Source organism: Halorubrum ejinorense (assembly GCF_039522565.1).
Classification (GTDB): domain Archaea; phylum Halobacteriota; class Halobacteria; order Halobacteriales; family Haloferacaceae; genus Halorubrum; species Halorubrum ejinorense.
Map to the genome: position 1 here is coordinate 80,825 of NZ_BAAADQ010000013.1, position 21,526 is coordinate 102,350.

24 protein-coding genes and 1 tRNA gene are annotated in these 21,526 nt (G+C 68.4%); 11 read left to right on the forward strand and 14 right to left on the reverse strand.

Going from position 1 to position 21,526, the window contains the following annotated elements; all coding sequences use genetic code 11:
* The first annotated feature begins 31 nt into the window (after positions 1 to 31).
* The gene (gene pyrE, locus ABDZ89_RS11220; protein WP_343779089.1) at positions 32 to 580 is read left to right on the forward strand and encodes an orotate phosphoribosyltransferase; all 549 of its coding nucleotides are present in this window, start codon (positions 32 to 34) and stop codon (positions 578 to 580) included.
* A gap of 6 nt (positions 581 to 586) precedes the next feature.
* Here the strand turns inward: pyrE and ABDZ89_RS11225 are convergent, their stop codons facing one another.
* On the reverse strand, positions 587 to 1,549 hold the full coding sequence (locus ABDZ89_RS11225) for an AAA family ATPase (protein ID WP_343779091.1): 963 nt from the start codon (positions 1,547 to 1,549) through the stop codon (positions 587 to 589).
* A gap of 142 nt (positions 1,550 to 1,691) precedes the next feature.
* On the opposite strand from ABDZ89_RS11225, the gene ABDZ89_RS11230 reads away from it, so the two are divergent.
* Positions 1,692 to 1,776 (forward strand) — tRNA-Ser (locus ABDZ89_RS11230).
* A gap of 70 nt (positions 1,777 to 1,846) precedes the next feature.
* Here ABDZ89_RS11230 and ABDZ89_RS11235 read toward each other — a convergent pair.
* Genes ABDZ89_RS11235 through ABDZ89_RS11245 form a run of 3 tightly spaced genes read right to left on the reverse strand, consistent with a single transcriptional unit; the run spans position 1,847 to position 5,118 of the window.
* Positions 1,847 to 2,470: a dolichol kinase gene (locus ABDZ89_RS11235; protein WP_343779093.1), complete on the reverse strand. Its 624-nt coding sequence runs from the start codon at positions 2,468 to 2,470 to the stop codon at positions 1,847 to 1,849.
* On the reverse strand, positions 2,467 to 4,269 hold the full coding sequence (glyS, locus tag ABDZ89_RS11240) for a glycine--tRNA ligase (RefSeq protein ID WP_343779095.1): 1,803 nt from the start codon (positions 4,267 to 4,269) through the stop codon (positions 2,467 to 2,469). Before glyS ends, ABDZ89_RS11235 begins: the two co-directional genes overlap by 4 nt.
* Positions 4,270 to 5,118, reverse strand: coding sequence for a CBS domain-containing protein (locus tag ABDZ89_RS11245; RefSeq protein ID WP_343779097.1), 849 nt, complete (start codon positions 5,116 to 5,118; stop codon positions 4,270 to 4,272). It lies immediately after the preceding gene.
* 276 nt (positions 5,119 to 5,394) lie between these two features.
* On the opposite strand from ABDZ89_RS11245, the gene ABDZ89_RS11250 reads away from it, so the two are divergent.
* Positions 5,395 to 5,616 carry a DUF7556 family protein gene (locus ABDZ89_RS11250; protein WP_343779098.1) on the forward strand — a complete coding sequence of 74 codons (222 nt, stop codon included), beginning with the start codon at positions 5,395 to 5,397 and terminating at the stop codon, positions 5,614 to 5,616.
* Positions 5,617 to 5,765: 149 nt separating this feature from the next.
* On the opposite strand, the gene ABDZ89_RS11255 is transcribed toward ABDZ89_RS11250, so the two are convergent.
* From ABDZ89_RS11255 to ABDZ89_RS11265, 3 genes are all read right to left on the reverse strand, one after another.
* Positions 5,766 to 6,662 (reverse strand): ketopantoate reductase family protein, encoded by an 897-nt coding sequence (locus ABDZ89_RS11255; protein ID WP_343779100.1) that lies wholly within the window; start codon positions 6,660 to 6,662, stop codon positions 5,766 to 5,768.
* Between the two features lie 109 nt (positions 6,663 to 6,771).
* On the reverse strand, positions 6,772 to 8,007 hold the full coding sequence (locus ABDZ89_RS11260; protein ID WP_343779102.1) for a pyridoxal-phosphate dependent enzyme: 1,236 nt from the start codon (positions 8,005 to 8,007) through the stop codon (positions 6,772 to 6,774).
* Positions 8,007 to 8,963: a succinylglutamate desuccinylase/aspartoacylase family protein gene (locus tag ABDZ89_RS11265; RefSeq protein ID WP_343779104.1), complete on the reverse strand. Its 957-nt coding sequence runs from the start codon at positions 8,961 to 8,963 to the stop codon at positions 8,007 to 8,009. Before ABDZ89_RS11265 ends, ABDZ89_RS11260 begins: the two co-directional genes overlap by 1 nt.
* A 149-nt stretch (positions 8,964 to 9,112) precedes the next feature.
* On the opposite strand from ABDZ89_RS11265, the gene ABDZ89_RS11270 reads away from it, so the two are divergent.
* Entirely contained in the window at positions 9,113 to 11,275 is a 2,163-nt protein-coding gene (locus ABDZ89_RS11270; protein ID WP_343779105.1) for a caspase family protein, read from the forward strand.
* Here ABDZ89_RS11270 and ABDZ89_RS17140 read toward each other — a convergent pair.
* Positions 11,259 to 11,390, reverse strand: a complete 132-nt coding sequence (locus ABDZ89_RS17140) for a DUF7503 family protein (protein ID WP_425544613.1) — start codon at positions 11,388 to 11,390, stop codon at positions 11,259 to 11,261. The two genes, ABDZ89_RS11270 and ABDZ89_RS17140, sit on opposite strands and share 17 nt — an antisense overlap.
* 219 nt (positions 11,391 to 11,609) lie before the next feature.
* On the opposite strand from ABDZ89_RS17140, the gene ABDZ89_RS11275 reads away from it, so the two are divergent.
* Together ABDZ89_RS11275 and ABDZ89_RS11280 are read left to right on the forward strand one after the other, a co-directional pair.
* Positions 11,610 to 11,858, forward strand: a complete 249-nt coding sequence (locus ABDZ89_RS11275) for a hypothetical protein (protein ID WP_343779106.1) — start codon at positions 11,610 to 11,612, stop codon at positions 11,856 to 11,858.
* An 85-nt stretch (positions 11,859 to 11,943) separates the two neighbouring features.
* Positions 11,944 to 12,741, forward strand: a complete 798-nt coding sequence (locus ABDZ89_RS11280) for a helix-turn-helix transcriptional regulator (RefSeq protein ID WP_343779108.1) — start codon at positions 11,944 to 11,946, stop codon at positions 12,739 to 12,741.
* A gap of 105 nt (positions 12,742 to 12,846) precedes the next feature.
* Here the strand turns inward: ABDZ89_RS11280 and ABDZ89_RS11285 are convergent, their stop codons facing one another.
* Both ABDZ89_RS11285 and ABDZ89_RS11290 read right to left on the reverse strand, forming a co-directional pair.
* Positions 12,847 to 12,975 (reverse strand): hypothetical protein, encoded by a 129-nt coding sequence (locus ABDZ89_RS11285; protein ID WP_343779109.1) that lies wholly within the window; start codon positions 12,973 to 12,975, stop codon positions 12,847 to 12,849.
* Positions 12,976 to 13,072: 97 nt separating this feature from the next.
* Positions 13,073 to 13,606 carry an inorganic diphosphatase gene (locus tag ABDZ89_RS11290; protein ID WP_343779111.1) on the reverse strand — a complete coding sequence of 178 codons (534 nt, stop codon included), beginning with the start codon at positions 13,604 to 13,606 and terminating at the stop codon, positions 13,073 to 13,075.
* 343 nt (positions 13,607 to 13,949) lie between these two features.
* On the opposite strand from ABDZ89_RS11290, the gene ABDZ89_RS11295 reads away from it, so the two are divergent.
* Positions 13,950 to 14,300 carry a PadR family transcriptional regulator gene (locus ABDZ89_RS11295; protein ID WP_343779112.1) on the forward strand — a complete coding sequence of 117 codons (351 nt, stop codon included), beginning with the start codon at positions 13,950 to 13,952 and terminating at the stop codon, positions 14,298 to 14,300.
* Between the two features lie 101 nt (positions 14,301 to 14,401).
* On the opposite strand, the gene ABDZ89_RS11300 is transcribed toward ABDZ89_RS11295, so the two are convergent.
* Both ABDZ89_RS11300 and rnhA read right to left on the reverse strand, forming a co-directional pair.
* Positions 14,402 to 15,100 (reverse strand): DUF7108 domain-containing protein, encoded by a 699-nt coding sequence (locus tag ABDZ89_RS11300; protein WP_343779113.1) that lies wholly within the window; start codon positions 15,098 to 15,100, stop codon positions 14,402 to 14,404.
* Positions 15,087 to 15,683, reverse strand: a complete 597-nt coding sequence (gene rnhA, locus ABDZ89_RS11305; protein WP_343779114.1) for a ribonuclease HI — start codon at positions 15,681 to 15,683, stop codon at positions 15,087 to 15,089. Before rnhA ends, ABDZ89_RS11300 begins: the two co-directional genes overlap by 14 nt.
* Before the next feature lie 164 nt (positions 15,684 to 15,847).
* Between rnhA and ABDZ89_RS11310 the strand changes: the two genes are divergently transcribed.
* From ABDZ89_RS11310 to ABDZ89_RS11320, 3 genes are all read left to right on the forward strand, one after another.
* Positions 15,848 to 16,834, forward strand: coding sequence for a transcription initiation factor IIB (locus ABDZ89_RS11310; RefSeq protein ID WP_343779115.1), 987 nt, complete (start codon positions 15,848 to 15,850; stop codon positions 16,832 to 16,834).
* Between the two features lie 124 nt (positions 16,835 to 16,958).
* The gene (nreA, locus tag ABDZ89_RS11315; protein ID WP_343779116.1) at positions 16,959 to 18,287 is read left to right on the forward strand and encodes a DNA repair protein NreA; all 1,329 of its coding nucleotides are present in this window, start codon (positions 16,959 to 16,961) and stop codon (positions 18,285 to 18,287) included.
* Positions 18,288 to 18,353: 66 nt separating this feature from the next.
* The gene (locus ABDZ89_RS11320) at positions 18,354 to 18,608 is read left to right on the forward strand and encodes a preprotein translocase subunit TatA (protein WP_343779118.1); all 255 of its coding nucleotides are present in this window, start codon (positions 18,354 to 18,356) and stop codon (positions 18,606 to 18,608) included.
* A 545-nt stretch (positions 18,609 to 19,153) separates the two neighbouring features.
* On the opposite strand, the gene ABDZ89_RS11325 is transcribed toward ABDZ89_RS11320, so the two are convergent.
* A complete protein-coding gene (locus ABDZ89_RS11325; protein ID WP_343779119.1) occupies positions 19,154 to 19,450 on the reverse strand; it encodes a DUF7130 family rubredoxin-like protein in 297 nt (98 codons plus the stop codon).
* Positions 19,451 to 19,581: 131 nt separating this feature from the next.
* Positions 19,582 to 20,580 carry a radical SAM protein gene (locus ABDZ89_RS11330; RefSeq protein ID WP_343779120.1) on the reverse strand — a complete coding sequence of 333 codons (999 nt, stop codon included), beginning with the start codon at positions 20,578 to 20,580 and terminating at the stop codon, positions 19,582 to 19,584.
* 151 nt (positions 20,581 to 20,731) lie between these two features.
* Between ABDZ89_RS11330 and ABDZ89_RS11335 the strand changes: the two genes are divergently transcribed.
* Entirely contained in the window at positions 20,732 to 21,442 is a 711-nt protein-coding gene (locus ABDZ89_RS11335; protein WP_343779122.1) for a DUF6517 family protein, read from the forward strand.
* Positions 21,443 to 21,526 lie beyond the last annotated feature (84 nt).

A 21,526-nucleotide genomic window follows, 5' to 3' on the forward strand; every position in this document is an offset into this window, starting at 1 on the left:
GTTTATGTTCGATCGTAGTCCTTCTCGGCGTATGACCGACGACGACCGGCGGCGCGAGCTGATCGCGGCGCTCACGGCGGCCGACGCCGTCCGATACGGCGAGTTCGAGCTGTCACACGGCGGGACGAGCGACTACTACGTCGACAAGTACCTGTTCGAGACCGACCCGGACGCCCTGACGCTCGTCGCCGAGGCGTTCGCGGACCGGCTCGCCGACACGGACGCGAAGCTGGCCGGCGTCGCGCTCGGCGCGGTGCCGCTGGTGGCGGTGACCGCCGCGGAGCTGGGTCGGCCGTACGTCATCGCGCGCAAGCAGGCGAAGGAGTACGGGACCGGCAACCGCATCGAGGGGCGGCTCGACGAGGGCGAGGCGGTCGTCGTGATCGAGGACATCGCGACCACCGGGCAGTCCGCGGTCGACGCGGTGGAGGCGCTCCGCGAGGCGGGCGCGACGGTGGACCGCGTGCTCGTCGTCGTCGACCGCGAGGAGGGCGCCTCGGAGCTGCTCGCCGACCACGACGTCGAACTCGAGTCGCTGCTCACGGCGACGGAGCTGCTCGACGAGCGCGACGCGGAGTGACCGCGGTCACGCCTCCGGCGCGTCCACCGTCGGCACCGCGACGCGGTCGAGCACGTCGGCGATCACGTCGCGCTCGTCGACGTCGTTGACCGCCGCGTCCGGCGTCAACACGAGTCGGTGGGCGAGCGTCGGCTCCGCGACCCGCTTTACGTCGTCCGGCGTGACGAACTCGCGGCCGGCGATGACCGCCGCCGCCCGAGCGGTCTCGAAGAGGCGCTGGGTGCCGCGCGGGGAGACGCCGGCCTCGACGCGGCGGTCCTCGCGGGTCGCCCGGGCGAGCGCCGCGGTGTACCGAAGGAGGTCGTCGTCGACCCGAACCGACTCGGGGACCTCGCGCAGCGCCGCCACGGAGTCGGGGTCGAGGACGCGGTCGACCGTCGGCGACTGCTCGACGCGACCGGCCCGGCGGCGGAGCAGCTCTAACTCGCCGTCCTCGTCGGGGTAGCCGATGGAGGTCTTGATCGTGAACCGGTCGAGCTGGGCCTCCGGCAGCGGGAACGCGCCCTCGCTCTCGACGGGGTTCTGCGTCGCGATGACGTAGAACGGGCTCGGCAGGGCGTGGGTCTCGCCGTCGACGGTCACCTGTCCCTCTTCCATCGCCTCCAAGAGGGCGGCCTGCGTCTTCGGCGGCGCGCGGTTGATCTCGTCGGCGAGGACGACGTTCGCGAAGATCGGTCCGGGCGAGAAGGTGAAGGAGCCGTCGCGCTCGTCGAACACGTTGGTGCCGGTGACGTCGGCGGGCAGGAGGTCGGGCGTGAACTGGATCCGCGAGAACTCCAGGCCCAGCGCGGTCGCGAACGAGCGCGCGGAGAGGGTCTTCCCGGTGCCGGGCACGTCCTCTAGGAGGACGTGGCCGCGGGCGAGGATGCCGAGCGTGACGCGGTCGAGGAACTGGCGGTCGGCGACGACCGCGCCGCCGACCTCGCCGACGACGCGGTCGCAGGCGTCGGCCGCTTCGGGGACGTCCATACCCACCGCACGGGAGCCGACCCGAAAAGCGTTGTCGGGGCGCGGGGGTCGCCGGCGGCGGCTCGGACGCGAAACGCGCCGTGGGGCGGCGACCGCGGGCGATCGAAACGCATAACAGCGGAACCGGCCAACGTCGGAGTGAGCCGAGGTAGCCTAGCCTGGCCAAGGCGGTAGATTCGAAATCTACTGTCCATTCGGACACCGGAGTTCAAATCTCCGCCTCGGCGCTTCTCTCAGTCTCTCCCGGCGAGCGGCGTCGCCGTCGCCGCCGAGACCGACTGCTCCCGAGCGACCGCGCTACGCGATCAGCGCGGCCGCGAGGAACATCCCGCCGGCGGCCGCGGGCGGGATGGTGAGGTTGTCGTCGACGGCGACGCCGTAGATTAGCGGCGGGAGCCCGTCGGCGACCGCGGCGGGGATCGCGCCCGCGAGCGCGATGATCACGCCGGGGTCGGGGCCGAACTCGGGGATCGCGTACGGGACGGCGATCCCGAAGCAGACGAACACCATCGCCGCCACCACGGAGAGCCGCTTCGGCTCCGTCGCCGCGTTCTCGCCGAGGCCGCCGCTTATCGGGTCGCCGACGGAGAGCATCCACATCGCGGGCACGGCGAACACCGGCGCGAACGCGAGCGCGACCACGGCCATCCCGACCTGATACAGGGCGTAGCCCGCGACTCCGTCGGCCTCGTAGTCGCGGACGAGCGCGTCGTACAGCGGTTCCAGGGGGCCGACCGCGTCGGAGAGCCGCAGCGCCTCGAGGACGCCCGCGACAGCGACGCTGAGGACCATCAGCCGCCCGGTGGTCTGCCAGGAGATCCAGCCCAGCAGGTACGGGACCGGATAGAGGGTGCCGCTCGCGTGGACCAGCCGCCGCTCGAACTCCACGCGCTCGCGCCACGCCGCGGCCGGGAGGGTCACGCCCCCGCGGTCTCGACGTCGGTGTCGACCGCGTCGTACCGCTCGGCGACCGCGGCGAACGGTTCGCCCGACCGCAGCGCGGTCAGTTCGTCGGCGAGGTCCGCGACCGGGACTCGGATCTGCGCCGCGGAGTCGCGCTCGCGGAGCGTGACCGTGTCGGGGCCCTCGTCTTCGATCCCGTCGCGGTCGACGGTGACGCAGAACGGCGTGCCGACCTCGTCCTGTCGGCGGTACCGGCGACCGATCGAGCCGGAGTCGTCGTACGCCACCGCGAGCCCGGCCGCGCGGAGGTCGGCCGCGACCTCGTCGGCGAGGGCGGTGAGCCGGTCGTCGTTCGTCACCAGCGGGAAGACGGCGGCGTCCTGCGGCGCGACCTCGGGCGCCAGCGAGAGGTACGTCCGCGTCTCGCCGTCGACCTCGTCCTCGCGGTAGGCGTGCGCGAGCAGCGTCTGGACGGTGCGGCCGACGCCGAACGACGGCTCGACGACGTGGGGCGTGATGTGCTCGCCGTTCTCGGTCACCTCCTCGACGGCGAAGTCCGCCACGTCGGTGTCGACCTCGTGGGTCTCCGCGTCGTCGCCGTCGCCGATCTCGACCGAGACCGTCTCGGCGTCGAACGCGTCCGGGTCGCGCTCGGCGAGGGCTTCGAGCGCCTCGGCGACCGCGGCCGCGTCCCCGCCGAACTCGGGGCCGAGGACCGACATGTCGGGGTCGACCGTGGCGCGCTCGACCGTCTTCGGCTCGTCGTAGCGCTTGAAGACGGTGAAGGAGTCGTCGCCGTACTCGTCGTGTTTCGAGAGGTCGTAGTCGCCGCGGTAGGCGAAGCCGGCGATCTCGATCCAGTCGCCGTCGACCTCGCTCTCGGCGTCCCAGCAGTCGGCCGCGTAGTGGGCCCGTTCGCCGGCGAGGTGCTGGCGGAACCGGAAGCGGTCGAGGTCGACGCCGACGCGCTCGTACCACTCCTGTGCGACCCCGAGGTAGTAGCCCACCCACGGGGAGCCGATGACCCCCGACTCGACCGCCTCGCCGACAGTCGTGTCGAGGTACTCGCCGTCCGCGGCCTCCTGTTCGGTCGCCGGGTACAGCCGCACCTCGACGTCCGCGACGCGGTCGAGCGGCGGCTCGTCTTCCTCGGGGTCGATGAACTGCTCCAGTTCTGCCTGCGTGAACTCCCGAAGCCGGAGCAGCCCGCCGCGGGGCGATATCTCGTTGCGGTAGGCGGGACCGATCTGGGTGATACCGAACGGGAGGTTCCCCCGGGCGTACTCCTTCAGTCGCGGGAACTCCACGAAGATGCCCTGTGCGGTCTCCGGCCGGAGGTAGCCGGGCTGGGCGTCGCCGGGGCCGATGTCGGTCGCGAACATGAGGTTGAACGCCTCGACCGGCTCGCCGGCGAGGGCGGTGCCGCAGGCTGGGCAGGCGATCTCGTTGTCGGCGATGAGCGCCGCGACCTCCTCGCCGGGGAGCGCCTCGGCGTCCTCGACGTCGGTGACGGCCTCGACGAGGTGGTCCGCGCGGTGGGACTCGCCGCACTCGGGACACTCGACGAGCATGTCGTCGAACCCCTCGAGGTGGCCGGAGGCCTCGAAGACGGCCTCGGGCATGACCGTCGGCGCCTCGATCTCGCGGTTCCCCTCGCGGATCGTGAACCGGTCGCGCCACGCGTCCTCGACGTTCCGCTTCAACGCGGCGCCCTGCGGCCCGAACGTGTAGAAGCCGGCCGTGCCGCCGTACGCGCCGTTCGAGCCGAAGAAGAACCCGCGACGCTTCGCGAGTTCGGCGAGCGCGTCAGCCGCCATCTACAGCCCCTCCAGCAGGTCGACGTCGCGGACGATCCCGTCGAGCTCCGTGCCGGAGACGAGCGGGACCTGCTCGATGTCGTTGCTGATGAGCTCCTGTGCGACCTCCTTGGCCGTCCGCGTGGCGTTGACCGTGATGAGGTCCTCGGTCATGAAGTGGTGGACCGCCTCCGCGGGGATCTCGACGTTCCGGGTGGGGAGGTAGCGCGCGCCGGTCGCCTTGATCCCCTCCCACGACCACTCCGAGTCCTGCTCGGCGATGGAGTCGCCGGTGCTCGCCTCGCCCTCGACGACGCGGGCGACCTCCAGGATGTCGACCTCGGTGAGCATTCCGGTGAGGCCCGCGTCGTCGTCGAGGACGACCGCGTACGGGACCTGCGAGAGCGCTATCTCGCGCTCGGCGACCGGCAGCGGCGTCTCCGTGTGCGTCGCGTTGACGGCGCGGGTCGCGAGGTCGCCGACCGGCGTGTCGCCGTCGACCTCGCCGCGGGCGATGGCCCGGACCACGTCGGTGACCGTGAGGATGCCGACGAGCTCGTCGCCGTCGACGACCGGGAGCCGTCGCGAGCTCTCCGAGACCATGGTCCGGGCGGCGTCGACGATGTCGTCGTCGGCCCCGGCGGTCGGGACCTCGCGCATCAGCAGCGCGAGCTGGTCTTCGTCCGGCTGGTCGATGAGGTCGTCACGGGTGACGAGCCCGCGGTAGACCTCGTCGCCGTCGACGCTCTTGACGACCGGCACCGACGAGAAGCCGCGGTCCTGAATGTACTCCAACACGTCGTTTCGGCTCCCGGGAATCTCGACGACGACGAGCTCCGAGCGCGGCGTCATGGCGTCTGCTACGTTCATGCCCGTCTTTCAGCGTGGCACCTCTTGTATACTGCGAAGGTGTGCGGAGCCGGACCACCCGAGGCACACGGAGCCGACTCGCGCGTGCGGAGGCGGATTCCCGACGCGAGAGCAACCCGGCGAGCCGATGAGATACTCGACACGTTCGGGCATATCGTCGCCTGAGCAGCCGTTTATCAGGAGATACGTCGGCGGTCAGTCTCCGGAATCACCGATCTGACGGCCGATTCCGGCCCGGTTCGCAACTCTTATACGTACTGTGAACTATTCACAACCATGTCACGGAGTTCCACTCCCTGGGACGACCCGGACCCCGACCACCGCCGGACCCCGCTGCCGACGGACCCGTCGATGGAGTCCGCGGACGCGCCGGACGTGATGGCGTCCATCGACTCCTCGTCGTCGCGATCGGAACTCGTGATCGCGGACGTCTCGCGGGAGGACGCGTGGGTGTCGGTCGACGAGACCGACGCGACGGTCCTCGAAGAGTGGTGCTGAGCCGCGTCGACGGCTGACGCGCTCACGGAAGCCTGTCCAGCGCTGTTTCCCACTGTTTCCGAGCGACGACGGACACCACGAACGCCACGGTCACTCTCTCACCGCCGCGACTACCCGCTCACTGCCACGACTACCCGCTCACCGACCGCTCAGCGGAGGCCTCGAGCCGTCTCCCAGCCCCGGATCAGCGACGCGACCGTTCGACAGGTCGGCACCGCCACGCCGTGGCGGTCGGCGCGGTAGACAATCGCCCCGTAGATGGCGTCGACCTCCGTGCGCCGCTCGTTCGCGAGGTCCTCGCGCATCGACGACCGGTTCGCGGCGGTGTCGGCCGCGACGCGCTCGACGGCGTCGACCGCGCGCTCGTCGGACAGCTCGACGCCGGTCGCCCGGGCGACGCGAGCGGTCTCGCGGGCGGCCTCGCGCGAGACGTCGCCGGCGGGACCGTCGAGCGTCGCGCCGTTTTCGGTCCGCGCGAGCGCCGAGGGGCCGTTGATCCCGGCGTTGACCGCGAGCTTCTCGAACCGGCGGACCGGCATGTCGTCGGCGACGACCGCCTCGATGCCGGCCGCGTCGAAGGCGGCGCCGACCCGCGCGGCCTGCGGGCTCGGTCCGCCGGAGAGCGCCCCGATCACCACCTCGCCGACGCCGGTACAGGTGACGTGCCCCGGTCCGACCAGCCGGGCGCCGTAGCTCGCGGTGCCGGCGAGGACGGTCGCGTCGAGCGCGGCGACCAGCCGCTCCTCGGTGAGGCCGTTCTGGAGCGAGCAGACCGTCCCGTACTCGCCGGTCGCGAGCGCCCGGGCGGCCGCGTCGGTGTCGTACGCCTTCGTCGTGACGAGGGCGAGATCGGCGGCGCGGTGCGTCCCGTCGGTGAGCGCCCGCGGACTGACGCGGGCCTCGACCGCGCCGTCGATCCGGAGCCCGTCGGCGCGGATCCGCCGCACGTGGGGGTCGCGGCCGACGAGCGTCACGTCGTGTTCGCGGGCCAACAGCCCGCCCACAAGGCTCCCGAGCGCGCCGGCGCCGTAGACGAGCACCTCCATACCGAGGCAAAGGCGCCCCGGCCGAAAAGGGATGCCGGTGAGACGGAACGGGGGCCAGCCGGTTCGCTCCGTCGACCCGCTCGGGCCCGTAAGTCCCGCTCCGCCCGTCTCAGCCCTTCAGCCCGCTCCCGGTCAGCGGGACGACCACATCCTCGTCGCGTGCGACCTCGCCGCGCTCGCGGAGGGCTCGGAGCGCCGCGGGCGCGACCGCACAGGTCGGTTCCGTGTAGAAGCCGGCGGCGTGGAGCCGGTCGAGTTCGCGCGTCGCGGCCGCCTCGGTGACCGCGAGCGCGTCGCCGCCGGTCGCGTCGATCGCCTCGCGGATCTCGCGGTCGCGGACCGGTTCGGCGATCTGGATCCCGTCGGCCGCCTCGTTGACGACGCCCGCCGGGTCGGCGGCCTCGGCGCCGTGGAGCACCCGGACTATCGGGGCGACGCCGGCCGCCTGCGCCCCGTAGAGGCGGGGGACCGCGTCGATCCAGCCGGCGCGTTCGAGCCGCCGGAACCCCCGGTAGGCGCCGAGGAAGAGCGTCCCGTGGCCGAGCGGCACCACGACGGCGTCGGGGGCGTTCCAGTCGCGCTGGAGGGCGATCTCGTAGGCGACCGTGGCGGTCCCCTCGAAGAACGCCGGGTTCCAGGCGTGGCTGGCGTACCACGCGTCCGTCCGGGAGTCGTCGCTCCCGCGCTCGACGTCGCTCTCGGGAGTCGAACTCCCGGCGGTGAGCGCCGCGACGCACGCGTCCGTCACGTCCTGACGGCTCCCCTCGACCCGGACTGGGTCCGCGCCGGCCCGGCGGATGGCCCGAAGCTTCGACTCCTTCACGCCGGCCGGGACGTAGATCTCGGCCGCGATTCCGGCGCGGGCGGCGTAGGTCGCGATCGCGGCCCCCGCGTTGCCCGACGAGTCCTCGACGACGCGCTCGACGCCCAGCTCGCGGGCCCGCGTCAGCGTCGCGGTCGCGCCGCGGTCCTTGAACGAGCCGGTCGGGAACACGTACTCCAGCTTGAACGACGCGTCCCACGGGGGCGTCTCGTCGGCGTCGCTCGCCGGGCTCGTCGGCGTCGCCCGGTCGGCGTCGACGAGCGGCGTCATCCCCTCGCCGAGCGTCACCCGGTCGCGGGGGTCAGCGCCGACGGCGAGCAGGCCGTCGAACGCCCAGAGCCCGTCGCGCGCGTCGAACGACGCCGGGTCGGGCGAGGCAGCCTCCGGGACCGGCGGGTCGGCGAAGTCGAGCGGCGCACCGCACCGGCAGCGCCAGCGGTCGCGGTACGTCTCGCCGCACTCGCGACACCGGAGGCGGTGTAGGGGTCGCGCCCGGCCCTCGGCGTCGTCGGCGTCGGCCATCAGTACTGGTCGACGTTGGTGCCGACCGAACAGACGTACTCGCCGGCGGCCACCTGCGGGAGGCGACGCGTCCGCCAGAAGACCCCGTCCGTGTCGGCGGTCACGCGGCCCTCCAGGGCGCCGAACGTGTCCGTCACCTCGAACAGCACGTCCCCGGCGGTGACGCGCTCGCCGAGTTCACGCTCGAAGCGGACCAGCCCGCCGGCGGGCGAGCCGTACTGGTCGAAGCCGCGAGCGCGGGTCTGCGACTCGACGGGCGCGTCGCCGTCGAGGAACCCGTAGTACCGGAGCACGTTGAACACCCCCTCGACGCCGTACCGGATCGACTCCTCGTCCCAGCCGACGCAGCCGCCGAGTTCGGGGTCGATGGTGGGGATCCCGTGTTCGGGACCGGCCCGGGCGAGCTGGCCGTCCGGTCCCTTGATGTCGAGGACGTGCCCGCAGCCGAACACCTTCGCGAGCTCTAAACAGTCCCCGTGGAGTCGGTGGCGGACGCCACAGCGGACCCGCGTCTCGTTTATCATCCGGCTCGTCGACCCCTGATGGAGGTCGAGGATGTAGTCGGCGCGGCTGGCGGCCTGGAACGTCTCGTGAGCGATCCGCTCGCTCGTCGTGCCGTCGGCGTCGCCCGGGTAGCCGCGGTTCATCTTCCGGTCGTCGACCGGGTTCCGGTGTTCGGCCACCTGGAACGCGAAGTGGTTCACGATGCCGACGACGAGGACCGACCCGGACAGCTCGGTCGGATCGAGTCGGGGAACGACCCGGTTGACGACGCCCAGTCCGTTCAGTTCGTCGCCGTCGCTCACCGCCTGAACGTACAGCGTCTGTCCGTCGGCGGCGCCGTTGACGACCGCGACCGGCAGCCGGACGGGACTCCCGTCTCGCATCTCCCCCACCTCGAGACGGCCCGTGTCCGTCTCGCCCGGGGAGGCGCGGGCCGTTCCCAGCGTAATCATTACACGGAGGTGGGGCGGCGGGCCCTTTATCCGTTCGGTCCGCGGCGATCGGACCGACACAAGCTTTATCGCCGCTATCGGTCAAAGAGGGGTATCCACGACCGCCGCGCCGGCCCTCTCGGCCCCGTCCGGCGCCGGGGTCGACCCCCATGAGCATCGACATCGACCCGCTGCGTGCGGCCGACGGACTCACCGTCACGGACCACATCGAGAACACGCAGTTCGAGGTGTACACCGACCGGCGGGTCGACCCGCAGCCTCGTCCCGAGTCCGACCATTACTTCCCCGTCGACGCCAGCGTCGCGGTCGAGACCGGCTCGATCGAGATCCCGCGCGTTGGGCTTGTTGAAACGCGAGATTGGGACGGAAATCTTCTAACACGGGGAGACTGCTACGAGATGCCAGCAGGGGAATACCACATCGGAATTAATCCAGCTCCCACTAAGACGTATCTTGGTATTAAGACCGGATTTTCTGTTTCGACGACAGACCGAACAACGCGAATCGACTTAGATGTACCAAGTGAGATTAGACTCGGATTTCGGTCGCTTCACCAGACGCCTGCTGGCACGATTAAAACCCCAACAGATCCGAAGTCTGTGATGAAGGCTGTGTCTCTGTTAGGCACAGCTCTACAGACGACAAGCCCAGAACGGTCATTCCCAACACTCCGGGGGCATCCGCCATTGATCGAGCCAAATGAGTCGTTTGAAATACCGAGTCAGGTTACTCCGATTGACAGCAACGTTGAGATTATTATCCCGCCTGAGTACCGCTATCTCTACCCCGTTGTCTCACTGGCCTACTACTTCGCAGCCGACGTAGTGCCGGGCGACGAGCCGCGGATCGAGGGCGACGGCTGGACGTACCCGCTCGAACCGGGATTCGAGGAGCGGACCGCGCAGGTGCTCAGGCAGTCGTTCCATATGGACTGCCTCGCTCGAACCGAGGGATTCTATCCGGTGGACCTCCACGAGCGTGAAACCACAAATCTTGACCTCAACTGGGAACAGCTGTACGACCTGCCGCTCGCGGAGCGGCTGGGCGAGTACCTCGACGTGCCCTTCGAAGAGATTGAACCCGAACTGCCGCAGTGGACGCTAACAACAGACGTGCGTCCTGACCCGGAGAACGTAGAAATGCTCCCGTTCGTCGCCGGTGAACTGTCGATCATCAGGTCACCAGAGACGGTCACCCCCGTCGACAACGACGAGGGAGCCGGCGTCGGATTCTTCAGGGGCCCCGGCGGGAACACGGCGATCACGATCGAAGGTAGGGCAATGTCCGACGATGTCAGCGTAGACTGTGGAGAACTCATGCGCGGTGGCGCCAGCGTGGGAGATACTCGCGGCGCGGACGCTTCCGTGGAGCGGGGTGCCGTCCCGGCGCAGACCGAATTTATTCGCCCAGAACCAGTCGACACCGTCGAGCACGCGTGGGTCGGCGACGGCGTGCCGCTCGACGCGAACAAGGCCACGCTCGACGCGTATCACCGCCGACTCGAAGCCGGGCAGGTCGAGCAGTCGCGGATCTCGGTCCTCGTCGTCTGTAACGACGAGCAGATGCGCGAGGAGGATAACGTCGGTGACCTCTACGGGCTCCGCGACATGGTTCAGTTCGACATCGAGGTGCGACACGACCTTTCGCGCGAGGAGATGCGCGACGTACTTAGCTCCAATGTCGACTTCCTCCACTACATCGGCCACGTCGACGATCGGGGAATGCAGTGCGCCGACGACTATCTCGACCTGACAAACGAAGATCTCGAAATTGGCGTCAGCGCCTTTCTACTAAACGCCTGTCAGTCGTACCAGCAGGGCGAGGCCCTTGTTCATCGCGGGTCGCGCGGGGGTATCGTCACTCTTTCAGACGTTGCGAACTCACCCGCGACAAAACTCGGCCGAATCATTGCTCGGCTGATGAACAGCGGGTTTAATCTCCGGACCGCACTTCACGTCGCAAAGCGGGAACTGATTACTGGCCATCAGTATATCGTAGTGGGCGACGGGGGAACGACGATCTGCCAGAGTCGCAGTGGAGCGGCACTAGTGCTCAGTTTAGAGCACACGCAGACAGAATGCTTAGACGTTTTAGTGGAGGGTTTTCCAAACGGACCGTATGGTATTGGGAGTTTGATGTATATAAATTTAGAAAGGGACGATAGAAATTACATTATTCCATCTAAAGTGAGTATAAACGAGGTTACTGCTAAGAAAGTGAAAGATTTCCTAGATCTTGAGGATACACCGATATTTTACGATGAGAAACTAACTTGGAATGATGAATTGCCCGACCTTACGGACCAGGGTTAACCACTGCCTGATTCGCCGCCGCAGGCGCCGCCTGCGTCAACAGCAGGAGTGCGCTGAACAGGACGCCGGCCATCTTCGGGTGCTCTGCCACGTAATCTGCTACACTTTCGTGCATATTCGAAAAGTATCAGGATAAATAAATATTGAGATTGTTCTACGGTTGTATGACGTAGATGTTTGAAATGTTAAAATGATGTATTAAATAAATACAGGCTCTATGAGACGTTTTATCGGTCTGTTCGCGGTTCTCACAGTGTGGAGACATCGCCCGCCGAACTTTCGGATCGACCGAGGACCCCGTTTTTTCACCGCCGAGCGCGGAGGATGCCGTGAGATGACTGACATCGAGGCCGCGATCCGCGAGGCGTTCGAGCACACGGAGTACGACCTCGGCGACGTCGCCGTCAACCGCCGACAGGTCCGCGTGCCGGTGATCGACGACGGGGCCGACCCCGACGCGCTCAGGGCGGTGATCGAGGAGGCGCTCGGGGCGGAGGCGCTCGCCGCCGTGACGGTGACCACGGAGCGGATCGCCGGCGAGGGCACCGTCGGGACCGTCGTCTCGTTCCGGTATCAGGAGTGAACCGAGCGGCGGCCCGCGGTGCCGGTGACCGCTGCCCGGACGCGGTACGGTTAACAGGGCGGTACCCGTACACGTGGATCACACGATGACGGCCGAGGAGGGACACAGTGGCGCACAGTACCTCGCCGGCTCGCCCGTTCGGGTCGCGATACTCCGGGCGTTACGCGAGGAGCCGCGGCGTCCGGCCGAGGTCACCGACGCGGTCGACGCCACCCGGACGACGGTCCAGCGGATCCTCGCCGGGTTCCGCGAGCGAGACTGGGTGGTGAAACGCGACGCCGCGTACTGCGTGACGCCGACCGGTCGACGCGTTCACGACGCGTACGAAACGCTTCTCACGGAGGTCGAACGAGGCGACCGGTACGGGGGGTTCGCCGCGGGCGTCGAGCGCGTCGGCGTCGATTTCCCGGCAGGGGGACTCCCGGACAGCGACCTCACCGTCGCGTCCGACCGGAACCCGCTGGCGGCGGTCAACCGGCTCACGGAGCTCCTCCGCGAGCACCGCGACACCGAGATCCGCGCGGTCTCTCCGGTCGTCATCCAGCAGTTCAACGAGGCGGCGGCGGCGGCGCTAGACGACGGCGCGAGCGTCCAGCTGATCATCGACCGCGACGTGGCCGACACGTCGGTCACGGAGTTCGAACCGGCGACGGATCGGGCGTTAGACGACGACGCCGCCGAGGTGTACGTGAGCGCCGAACCGATCGGGTACGGGCTCTTCCGGTGTGGCGACGTGGCGTGCGTCACCGCGTACGACGAACGGAACAACCCCCGATGCGTGCTCGAATCGACCGACGAAACGGTCGTCGACTGGGTCGACGAGACGTTCGCGGCGCTCCGGGAGGACGCGACGAGCCTCTCGGCGGTCGTCGAGCGCGTCTGAAGGCCGAGCGAAGAGTCCGCGCCCGAGAACCGTACATCCCAGCGTCGTCGAGTCACTGAGCGGTCGCCGGGAGACGACTGGCGGCACGGGAACGTCGACGTTCGGTTACGCGTCGTCCGCCTCGACGGCGTCGTCCGCCTCGGCCGCGTCGTCCGCGGTATCCTCGTCCGGGTCGAAGTTCGCGGGAACGACCGTCGGGTGGTCGATGCCGACGGGGGGCGTGCGGGCGCTCATGGTTCTAACTGTGAATACGCGACTCGGCCTCTAAAAATTACCCATAGGCATAACGCATCCGAGCGCGGCCGACGGATGCGTCCCGGTTATTCGGTCGTTACGCGACCTGTTCGTCGTAGAGGTCCTGGGCGTGCTCGATCGCGTCTTTCGCCGCTTCCTTGTCCTCCCAGCCGAGCGTTTCGACCTCCTTGCCGGCCTCGAGGTTCTTGTAGGTCGCGAAGAACTCGTCTATCTCGGCGCGGATCTGCTCGGGGATGTCTTCGAGGTCCTCGATGTGGTCGAAGCGGGGGTCCTCGGTCGGCACCGCGATCACCTTGTCGTCCTGTTCGCCGTCGTCGTCCATCTTCATCAGCGCGACGGGACGGGCCTCGACGACGCAGCCGGGGAACGTCTGGTCTTCGACGAGCACCATCACGTCGAAGGGGTCCTCGTCGTCGTAATACGACTGGGGGATGAAGCCGTAGTCGTACGGGTAGTGAACGTTGGAGTGAAGCACCCGGTCGAGGACGACGCCGGGGATGTCCTTGTCGTACTCGTATTTGTTCCGTTCGCCTTTGAGACACTCCACGACGGCGTAGATCTCGTCCGGCGCGTTCGGTCCCGTTTCGAGATCCTCCCAGAGGTTGACCATGTGCCCGATAGTGCGTCGAAGTCGGGCAAAGTCCTTTCGGGATCGCCTGAGCCGGTCCGCGGGCGGCGGGACGAACACGCCGAACGGCATCGTCGGTCCGGGCCCGTCAGACGCCGATCCGCGGGTTTCGATCGCGAACCGAAACGGCGGGACCGCCGACGGATCGTCGATCGACCCGGCGTGAACGGAATCGATCAGTCGAACGTACTCCGCCGCGGGATCGCGCGGGCGTCCGCCGAAGGAGCATCAATACCGCGAGATCTGGACAACCGTCCGGGGTTACGCATCGCAACGATCGTGTATGTTGAGAAAGATTATAAGTTCGGGACCCTTCCTGTTACCCATGTCAGAGGCACAAACAGTCACTGATGAATCGAGGGCAGCAAGCGATCTCACGGCGTTCCAGCAGAACATCCTCTCCATCTTAGCCGAGGAGCCGATGTACGGTCTCGCCATCAAGCGGGAGCTGGAGGCGTACTACGGCTCCGAGGTGAACCACGGCCGCCTGTACCCCAACCTCGACGACCTCGTCGAACTCGGGCTCGTCGAGAAGAGCGAACTCGACAAGCGGACGAACCAGTACGAACTCACCGACGCGGGCCACGACGTCGTCCTCGGGCAGGTCGAGTGGGTCCTCGACCGCTTCGTCACCGACGACGAACGCGCCGACGAGGTCCGCGCGCTGCTGGAGTGAGGCTGCGGTAGCCGCCCGCGCGGGCGGACGAACAGGCTACGAACGAACCTTTTGGCACACGGCGCGGCGAAAGCCGCGTTTCCCGGCTCGCGAAGCCGCGGCTACGTCGGATCGTCGACGTCGGCGGCGACCGACTCGATCACCGACAGCGACTCGTCGACGGCCGCGAGCTGCTCGTCGGTCGGCCAGCCGTTCCGAACCAGGAACTCCTCGCGGAACTCGGCGCGCATCTCCGGGGTGGCGTCGTCGACCGGGCGGACGTAGTGGTTGCTCATGAACGCCGCGAACGTCTCCGCGGTCCGGGCGTGGACGCTGGCTTTCCGCTCGGCGACCGCCTCGGCGACGGCCTCGTTGTACGCGGCCACCTCGCGGTAGCGGTCGGCGTCGCCGGGGCCGGACAGCGACACCTCGACGGCGCGGTCCGTGTCCTCGACGCGGTCGAGTTGGACCGTCCCCTCGTCCATCCACTCGTCGGGGTACAACACGAGCGCGTCGTCCTCGTCGCGGACGCGCGCGGTGTAGCCGTACTCGGCGGCGAGGGAGTCGCGCCGCTCGCGGTACTGGGCGGCCGCCTCCTCGATCTCGGGCGTCGATGCCGAGGACTCGGCCTTGCGGGCGAGTCGGGTGAGCCGTTCGGCCTCCTCGACCGCCTCGACGGGCACGTCTGGAACGCGGTCGTCGGGACCGGGTTCCGGCGCCTCGTCGGAGGCGTCGGATCCCTCGCCGTCGCCTCCCGCCGCCATCATCTCACGAGCCTGTTCTTTCGCCCACTCCGGCGGGTCGTCGTCAGTTCGCGTCATCGAGTGCCTCGTTCGCCAGATCGTCGGCGCGTGCGTTTATCTCCCGCGGAACGTGGGCGATCGACCAGCGGTCGAACCGTTCTAACAGCTCCCGGGCGCGGACCCGACGCTCTCTGAGTTCGGGGTCGTTCGCGTTCCACTCGCCGCGGACCTGTTTGACGATGAGTTCCGAGTCCCCCCGCACGTCGACCGCGTCGAAGCCGTACTCGTCGGCGCCCTCCAGCGCGCGGATCAGCGCCGCGTACTCGGCTTGGTTGTTCGTCGCCCGCCCGATGCGCTCGCCGCCCTCGGCGACCACCCCGTCGGAGGTGACCAGACACCACCCGACCGACGCGGGCCCCGGGTTCCCCCGCGAGGCCCCGTCGAAGTAGACGTGCGCGCGGCCGCCGCCGTCGCGGAGCAGGGCGGTCAGCCGCGTCGGGTCGCTCCCCTGGACGACGACCTTGTCGTCGTACGCGACCGCGACGGCCCCCTCGCGCTCGGCGCGCCACCGCTCGTGGGGCGTGTTCCCCTCGTCGACCCGGACGTCGGCGTCCGCGAGTCGCTCGCGAGCGACGGCCGGGTCGCAGTCGATCGTCGGCATTCGCCCGAGTTCGGCGCCCACGGGACAAAGGGCTGTCCGTCCGCCGTCCGGGAGAGAGTGAGAGCAGCCGGCGGCGGAGAGGCGGCCGCTTCGCGATATCCGTGCCACACAATCACATGGTAACGAACTTTTAAGTTAAACCATTTGGATAGTATATAAATGCGATGACACGGCCCACCCGGCAACGGGATCACGACCGGCAGCGCGTGGGGGACGAAGACGCCGAGGAAGAAGAGATCGACGCCGAAGACGTCGACGAATTGGACCCAGAGGACTTCGATCCGGAGGATCTCACCCGGACGGCCGACGGGGAGCTGATACACGAGGAGACGGGGCTCATCGTCGAGGACGAGCAGATCGACCCCGGCCCGGAGTGGCGGGCGTTCAATCACTCGGAGCGACAGGAGAAGTCGCGCGTCGGCGCCCCGACGACGAAGACGATGCACGACAAGGGGCTGACGACGACGATCGACTGGAAGGACAAGGACGCGTACGGGCGGTCGATCTCGTCGAAGAAGCGGTCGCAGATGCACCGCCTGCGCAAGTGGCAAGAGCGGATTCGCACCAAGGACGCCGGGGAGCGCAACCTCCAGTTCGCGCTCTCGGAGATCGACCGCATGGCCAGCGCGCTCGGCGTTCCCCGCTCGGTCCGCGAGGTGGCGTCGGTGATCTACCGACGCGCGCTCAACGAGGACCTCATCCGCGGACGCTCGATCGAGGGCGTCTCGACCGCCGCCCTCTACGCCGCCTGCCGCAAGGAGGGCATCCCCCGCAGCCTCGAGGAGATCTCCGAGGTGTCGCGGGTCGACCGTAAGGAGATCGGGCGGACGTACCGCTACATCTCCCAGGAGCTCGGCCTGGAGATGCGCCCGGTCGACCCGAAGAAGTACGTTCCGCGCTTCTCCTCGGAGCTGGAGCTCTCGGAGGAGGTCCAGTCGAAGGCCAACGAGATAATCGAGACGACCGCCGAACAGGGACTCCTCTCCGGCAAGTCGCCGACCGGGTACGCGGCCGCGGCCATCTACGCCGCCTCGCTGCTCTGTAACGAGAAGAAGACGCAACGCGAGGTCGCCGACGTGGCGCAGGTCACCGAGGTCACCATCCGCAACCGGTATCAAGAGCAGATCGAAGCGATGGGAATCCACAGTTAGACGCCGCCGACGCGCTCGACGGGCGGCGTCCGGCCGAACGCGGACGCGTTTCTCCCACGAGTCGCCGTTTTTCACGGGCCCCGCAGCCAACGTTCAAGCCCTCGCGCCCCCAACCCCGACCCGAATGCGGCTCGACGAGTTCATCGAATTCGAGGCGAACGAGCGGGCCGAGCGGCGGCGCCTCGCCGCCGAGAAGGACTACGGCATCCTCGATCACCTCGACTCCTTCGAGCGACGCTTCGACGAACACGTCTCCGACGACGCCGTGGTCGGCAGCGTCTCCCCCTCGATCTTCGTCGGCCGCTCGAACTACCCGAACGTCTCGACCGGCCTGCTCTCCCCGGTCGGCCGCGAGGAGCGCGCGGAAGCGTTCGAGACCTCCGCGGCGTGGTACGACGAGGGCGTCTCCATCGCCGACGTGTTCGACCGGCGGACCAGCCTGCTCAACTCGACCCGCGGCGTCGACGTGGCGGACGCGGGCGCGACGGGCGGAGCGAAGTCGGTCGGCGGCGGGAGCGGTCCGGCCGAGAGCGTCCACGACGCGTGGGACGGCTGGCTCGGCGTCCAGCGCGAGGTCGCCATCGCGGACCGCCCGGTCGACGTGGAGATCGGCCTCGACGGCCGGCCGGACCTCGACTTCGACGTCGGCACGGAGGACATCAAGACGCCGACCGGCCCGCGCGCCGCGGCCCGGACCGCCGACCTCGGCGAGAACCCGCACGTCCCGCGGCCGGTGAAGAAGACGCTCGAAGACGACGACTGGCGCGCCGAGGGGGCGATGGCGTACCTCTACCGGCGCGGGTTCGACGTGTACGAGATCAACACGATCCTCTCGGCGGGCGCGCTCGGCCGCGGGGAGAACCGACGACTCGTCCCGACGCGCTGGTCGATCACGGCCGTCGACGACACGGTCGGACAGCTGCTCCGCGGGTCGATCCGCGACAACCCGACGGTCGACCGGATCGAGGTCCACCGCAACGAGTACCTCGGCAACGCGTTCTGGGTGATCTTGGTGCCGGGGCAGTGGGAGTACGAACTCGTCGAGATGAAATCGCCCGGCTCGATCTGGAACCCCGACCCCGAGGCGGGCGTCTACCTCGCGGCCGCCAGCGAGGGACGGGAGGGGCGGACCGGCTACGTCGAGGAGACCGCCGGCGCCTACTACGCTGCCCGGGTCGGCGTCTTGGAACACCTCGACGACCGCGGGCGACAGGCGAAGGCGCTCGTCTTGCGCCACGTCTCCGACGACTACTGGGGGCCGGTCGGCGTCTGGCAGGTGCGCGAGGCCGTCAGGAACGCCTTCGACGGCGAACTCGGGACGGCCGAGACGTTCGGCGAGGCGGTCCGCGGCGTCGCCGACCAGCTCCCCGTCTCGCTCGGCCGGCTCCGCCGGAAGTCGACGCTGGCGGCCGGGCTCCAAGCGAACCTCGCGGACTTCGTCGACGCGGCCTGAGAGCGGGCCGACGGACGCGGCCGCCGCCCCCGATCCGTTTTTGTCGCGTCGTCGAGTGGATGGCCCATGGTCTCGCCAGTCCTCGCGTTCGGCGGCGTCCCCGGCGGTCCGGAGCTACTGATCCTCCTCGTGGTCCTCGTCCTCCTGTTCGGCGTGCCCCTCGTCGTCATCGCGGGGGTGGTGGTGTTCCTCAAACTGCGCTCCGACGGCGAGGAGGCGGACGCCGACCGGATCGCGGAGTTGGAGGCGGAAGTCGAACGCCTCCGCGAGGAAGTGAGCGACGAACCGGACGAGCTCGAAGATGAAAAAGAGAGCTCGTAAGCCCACGAAGCGGTCGGCGCGGGCCTCAGAGTGGCCGCCACCGGCGGCCACGAGGTGCGCGTGCGAGGTTGCCGGCGCGTAGCGCCGGCTGCCAGAGGGACCTTCGATCCCTCGCTGGAGTCAGTCGCCGAGCGGAGCGACGGCGACTGACAGGGCGAGAGCAAAGCTCTCGCTTACAGCCGGACGTAGTCCGGCGACGAGGCTGGGGAGGCGTGAGGTGCGGTGCCGTGCGGGGCGGGACTCGAAGGGGCAGTCGGGAGGCGGGCACAGGTAACGCAAACACTGGACGGAGCGAGCACCGCGAGCGACTGAAGCGCGTGGTTCGAGAGAGCGTCGCCCTCTCGTCATCGCCAGGAATCAGATATTTCTGGTTAGCAGTCAGAATCCCTCGGACTCTGACGACTTCCCGAAATCTTCGATTTTCGGGCGACAGCGGTCGTGCGCCCGCCTCCCGGCTGGGGCTTCGGTGGTGTTCATCGCGCCGACGCAGTCAACCAGTTATAGATAAACGGCGAGGACACGAACGGGGTTCCCGCGGTGATCGCTCAGTCCTCCGCCCAGTAGTACAGCTCCTCGCGGGGGGCGTCACAGCTCGGACAGTTCTCGGGGAGCTCTTTACCGATCTCGCCCATTTCGCCGCACTCCCAGCAGCGCCACATCACGTACGCGGTGCCGAAGACGTCGCGGGCGTCGGTGAGCGCCTGCGCGTTCGTCACCCCCGGTACGGAGACGTAAAAGCCCGCGTCGTCGATTCCGCGGACGCTACCTAACTCCTCGCCCGACTCGTCGTACACCGTCTGTCCGATGCTCACGTCGGCGAATTCGGGTTCTTCGGAGGCCATGCGCGACGATACGCGCCGAACTGATTTAAATCATGGTCCACGTTGACAGAGGACAGCCCGACGAGGACGGTCGCGTACGGCCGAGCGGCTGGGGCTACGAGAGTGTAAGCGAAAAGTCGGGAAGAGACTCGTCAGGCGACCGGCGTGCGCTCGACGACGGTGCCGTCGACGGTCGGGTACTGCTCGACGATCTCGCCTTCGGTCAGGTCGCCGTCCTCGACCATCTCCTCGAGGAGCCACCACGCGACCTCGACGTGGTTCGACTTCACCGTGTAGAACTCCTCGGGGACGCCGAGCGCCTCGAACCGCTCGGCGTCGGCGAACGCCTTCCCGTAGACTAAGGTTCCGTCGTCGGTCACCTCGTCGAACTCGCGGCGGATGTTCTTCGCCATCCGCTTCAGGCGGTTGCGGTGTTGGGCGGCGTCTTTGAACACCGACGTACAGAAGTACACCTTCTCGTGGCTCGCCATCTCGTCGAGGATGGCGTCGTCTTTCGACCCCTCGACGGCGGACATGTGCCCCTCCTGAAGCTCGAAGCCCTCCTCTTGCATCCGGCGGTAGTTGCCGTCGGACATCTCGAACTCGTTGATGTTACAGAACTCGGCGGCGCCCTCGTCGAGGAACTCCAAGAACTCCGGCTCCGCGCGGATGCCGGGGATCTCGAAGGCGGGCGTGAGCCCCTCCTCGCGGGCGATGTGGAGGATCTCCTCCCATTCGGTCCCGTGCATGTCGCCCCACATCTCCAGCGGCGGGTGGAAGCGGATCTCGTCGAGACCGGCCTCCGAGAGCCGGCGCATGTTCTCGCGGCCGCCCGTGATACCCGTATAGAGGTGCGTGTGGTGGTCCTCGCCGAACTCGTCTTTCAGCAGTTCGAGGTACCGGGTCGTCTTCGCCATCGCCTCCTGCGGCTCGCCGCCGGTGATCGAGGTGCCGAGCGCGCTCATGCGCTTGGCCTCCTCGATCACGTCCTCGTCGGACTCGACTTTCCGCTCGTTGGCGTACACGTCGGTGACGTTCTTCCGGTTCTCTCCGAGGGGGCAGTAGAAGCAGTCCCGCTGGTCGCAGTAGCCGTAGACGAACAGCACCATCTTCCCGCCCTTGGCGCACTGTTCACAGCCCTTGGAGATCATCTACCCCCTACTACCGGCCGCGGCCCCAAAAAGCGTCCGAACCGCGCGTTCCCGGGAGATCCGTTGTCACGGCCCCGTCCGTCCGCGGTCGGCCCGCGGAGCGGCCGGACCGAACACAAAGTATGTACCGCGGCCGTCGTGACGGCAAGACATGAGATCCGGTGAGCCGTTCGATTCCGGCGACGAGAACCGCTCGAAGACCGACGCGACCACCCGCCGTGGTGCGCTCGGACTCGCGGGCGCCGTCGGGCTCGCCGGCTGTACCGCGCTCGACGTCGCCACCGGCGACGAGCCCGCGGAGTTCGCGGCCGGCACGGCGACCGTTGCGGACGCGACGCTCTCGGAGACCGGCTACGAACTCAACGACGTCTCGGATCAGACCGTCTCGCGGGAGTTCGAGGTGGCGGGCTCGACCCGAGAGGTCCAGGTGACGAACACCATCGCCGAGTACGACAAGGCGGTAGAGCTGTTCGGTGAGAACTACCAAGCGGCCGTCTTCGCCGCGCTGGCGACGCCGCAGGTCGAGGTGCTCGGCCAGTCGTTCAACCCGATCGAGGACCTCTCTCCCGACGAGCGCGCCGCCCTGATCGCCGACCGCTACGAGGGCGTGAGCAACCTCGAACGCGGCTCCCAGTACACCACGGGGGTGCTCGGCTCCGACGCCGAGGTCGTCGTGTACGCGGCCGACGGCGAAATCGAGGGAACGGGCGTGAGCGTCGAACTGGAGTTCCACGTCGGCGCCCCGGTGGAGGCCGGCGGCGACTTCGTCGTCCCGCTGGCGGCGTACCCCGCCGCCTTCGGGGACGGCGAGAACGTCCGCTCCATGATGAACGGGATCGAACACGAACCGGCCGACGAGTAGCCCGTCTCCCGCCGTCCCCTCGGCCGGCGAGCGGCGACGGAGCCCGAGCCGAAAACATATGCCGACCCCTCGCGTAGCGTCGAC

Bases quoted from the DNA above. Each gene is read 5' to 3' on its own strand.
- ABDZ89_RS11250 (WP_343779098.1), top strand. From the start codon at position 5,395: ATGTCACGGAGTTCCACTCCCTGGGACGACCCGGACCCCGACCACCGC.
- ABDZ89_RS17140 (WP_425544613.1), bottom strand. From the start codon at position 11,390: ATGCACGAAAGTGTAGCAGATTACGTGGCAGAGCACCCGAAGATGGCC.
- ABDZ89_RS11265 (WP_343779104.1), bottom strand. From the start codon at position 8,963: ATGATTACGCTGGGAACGGCCCGCGCCTCCCCGGGCGAGACGGACACG.
- glyS (WP_343779095.1), bottom strand. From the start codon at position 4,269: ATGGCGGCTGACGCGCTCGCCGAACTCGCGAAGCGTCGCGGGTTCTTC.
- ABDZ89_RS11225 (WP_343779091.1), bottom strand. From the start codon at position 1,549: ATGGACGTCCCCGAAGCGGCCGACGCCTGCGACCGCGTCGTCGGCGAG.
- ABDZ89_RS11310 (WP_343779115.1), top strand. From the start codon at position 15,848: ATGACACGGCCCACCCGGCAACGGGATCACGACCGGCAGCGCGTGGGG.
- ABDZ89_RS11290 (WP_343779111.1), bottom strand. From the start codon at position 13,606: ATGGTCAACCTCTGGGAGGATCTCGAAACGGGACCGAACGCGCCGGAC.
- ABDZ89_RS11330 (WP_343779120.1), bottom strand. From the start codon at position 20,580: ATGATCTCCAAGGGCTGTGAACAGTGCGCCAAGGGCGGGAAGATGGTG.
- ABDZ89_RS11325 (WP_343779119.1), bottom strand. From the start codon at position 19,450: ATGGCCTCCGAAGAACCCGAATTCGCCGACGTGAGCATCGGACAGACG.
- ABDZ89_RS11320 (WP_343779118.1), top strand. From the start codon at position 18,354: ATGGTCTCGCCAGTCCTCGCGTTCGGCGGCGTCCCCGGCGGTCCGGAG.
- ABDZ89_RS11255 (WP_343779100.1), bottom strand. From the start codon at position 6,662: ATGGAGGTGCTCGTCTACGGCGCCGGCGCGCTCGGGAGCCTTGTGGGC.
- rnhA (WP_343779114.1), bottom strand. From the start codon at position 15,683: ATGCCGACGATCGACTGCGACCCGGCCGTCGCTCGCGAGCGACTCGCG.
- ABDZ89_RS11280 (WP_343779108.1), top strand. From the start codon at position 11,944: ATGACGGCCGAGGAGGGACACAGTGGCGCACAGTACCTCGCCGGCTCG.
- ABDZ89_RS11295 (WP_343779112.1), top strand. From the start codon at position 13,950: ATGTCAGAGGCACAAACAGTCACTGATGAATCGAGGGCAGCAAGCGAT.
- ABDZ89_RS11335 (WP_343779122.1), top strand. From the start codon at position 20,732: ATGAGATCCGGTGAGCCGTTCGATTCCGGCGACGAGAACCGCTCGAAG.
- ABDZ89_RS11260 (WP_343779102.1), bottom strand. From the start codon at position 8,007: ATGGCCGACGCCGACGACGCCGAGGGCCGGGCGCGACCCCTACACCGC.
- ABDZ89_RS11285 (WP_343779109.1), bottom strand. From the start codon at position 12,975: ATGAGCGCCCGCACGCCCCCCGTCGGCATCGACCACCCGACGGTCGTT.
- ABDZ89_RS11270 (WP_343779105.1), top strand. From the start codon at position 9,113: ATGAGCATCGACATCGACCCGCTGCGTGCGGCCGACGGACTCACCGTC.
- nreA (WP_343779116.1), top strand. From the start codon at position 16,959: ATGCGGCTCGACGAGTTCATCGAATTCGAGGCGAACGAGCGGGCCGAG.
- pyrE (WP_343779089.1), top strand. From the start codon at position 32: ATGACCGACGACGACCGGCGGCGCGAGCTGATCGCGGCGCTCACGGCG.
- ABDZ89_RS11275 (WP_343779106.1), top strand. From the start codon at position 11,610: ATGACTGACATCGAGGCCGCGATCCGCGAGGCGTTCGAGCACACGGAG.
- ABDZ89_RS11245 (WP_343779097.1), bottom strand. From the start codon at position 5,118: ATGAACGTAGCAGACGCCATGACGCCGCGCTCGGAGCTCGTCGTCGTC.
- ABDZ89_RS11300 (WP_343779113.1), bottom strand. From the start codon at position 15,100: ATGACGCGAACTGACGACGACCCGCCGGAGTGGGCGAAAGAACAGGCT.